Genomic DNA, 1,924 nt, shown 5'->3' with positions numbered 1-1,924 from the left:
CTGATCAATTTGATTTTACGGGACAAAAAGATGTAGCCGAATTTGTAAAACTCGTTCAAAAAAACGGAATGTATTGTATTGTTCGTCCCGGTCCTTATGCTTGTGCTGAGTGGGATATGGGAGGTTTGCCTTGGTGGCTGTTGAAAAAAAATGATATTCAGGTGCGTACTTTAAATGATTCGTATTTCATCGAGCGTTCCATGAATTATTTAAAACAGGTAGGCAAAGAATTAGCTCCGTACCAAATTCAAAATGGCGGAAATATCATCATGGTTCAGGTCGAAAATGAATATGGTGTTTTTGGAAATGATGTTGCCTATATGAGTAAGGTGCGTGATGCTGTCCGTGCGTCAGGATTTGACAAAGTTCAATTGTTCCGTTGCGACTGGAGTTCTAACTTTTTTAAATATGATGTAGACGGAGTATATACGGCATTAAATTTTGGGGCTGGTTCGAATATCGAAAAGCAGTTTGAAAAATATCAGGAAGTCTATCCTAAAGCTCCGTTGATGTGCAGCGAATATTGGACAGGCTGGTTCGATTACTGGGGAAGAGCACATGAAACCCGATCTATAAGCAGTTTTATAGGTAGTTTGAAAGATATGCTGGATCGCAAGATTTCCTTTAGTTTGTATATGGCTCATGGTGGTACTTCGTTTGGGCAATGGGGTGGAGCCAATGCACCTCCTTTTGGTTCTATGGTCGCTTCGTATGATTATAATGCTCCTATAAATGAGGCCGGACAACCTACAGACAAGTTCTATGCGGTTCGCGATTTGATGAAAAATTATCTGAATCCGGGAGAAACAATTCCCGAGCCACCGGCAAATTATCCTGTAATTTCGATTCCTAAAATTACATTTAATGAAACGGCATCGCTTTTCGAAAATCTTCCGAAAGCTAATAAAACAGAAGCTATAAAACCGATGGAAGCCTTTAACCAAGGCTGGGGACGAATTTTGTATCGTACTAAATTACCGGAATCTAAAACGGCTTTTAAATTAAAAATTACCGATTTGCATGATTGGGCAAACATTTATGTCAATGGAAAGTTTATAGGGAATTTGGATCGTCGTAAAGACGAAAATACCATTGAAATTCCTGCTGTAAAAAAAGACGATGTTTTGGATATTTTGGTTGACGCCAATGGACGCGTTAATTACGGAAAAACCATTATTGATCGAAAAGGAATTACCGAGAAAGTGGAAATGTTGGTGTCTTCCAATTCAACGACTTTGACAAATTGGGAAGTTTTTAATTTTCCGGTGGATTATGATTTCCAGAAAAAATTGAAATTCAAGAATAAAAAAGCCAATGGACCAGCCTGGTACAAAGCCACTTTTGATTTAAAAACTACAGGTGACACTTATATTGACATGAGTACTTGGGGCAAAGGAATGGTTTGGGTAAACGGATATAATTTAGGTCGTTATTGGAAAATTGGTCCACAGCAAACCCTTTATATGCCGGGATGTTGGTTGAAAAAAGGAAAGAATGAAATCATAATTCTCGATTTAGAAACTCCAGTAAAAGCCCAAACGGAAGGTGTTACTGTTCCTGTTTTAGACAAAATAGTGATAGACGAATCGCTTTTACACCGCAAAAAAGGAGAAACGCTGGATTTATCTGCTGAAACTCCTGCCAATGAAGGAGTGTTAAGTAGCGGACAAGGTTGGAAAGAAGTAATTTTCAATAAGGAATTTGAAGGACAGTATTTTTGTTTTGAGGCATTAGATTCCCAGAATCCTAAAGATCAAAGCAGCAGTATTGCCGAATTGGAACTGATTGGCACTGATGGTTTGGCGGTAAACCGTTCCAAATGGAAAATTGCATATGCAGATAGTGAAGAGGTTTCGGTAGGAAATTATTCGGCTGAAAAAATATTCGACCAGCAGGAATCTACTTTTTGGTCAACTGCCTGGAC

Annotated in this window: 1 protein-coding gene; it reads left to right on the top strand. The window is 38.6% G+C overall.

The window, feature by feature from the left end:
* A partial coding sequence (locus EOD40_RS17820; RefSeq protein WP_164905512.1) for a glycoside hydrolase family 35 protein occupies positions 1 to 1,924 on the top strand: 1,924 nt, incomplete at both ends.

It is taken from the genome of Flavobacterium sufflavum (genome assembly GCF_004016525.1).
Classification (GTDB): Bacteria; Bacteroidota; Bacteroidia; order Flavobacteriales; family Flavobacteriaceae; genus Flavobacterium; species Flavobacterium sufflavum.
The sequence above is the reverse complement of the archived record's forward strand: the minus strand, read 5'-3'. Positions and strand labels throughout refer to the sequence as shown.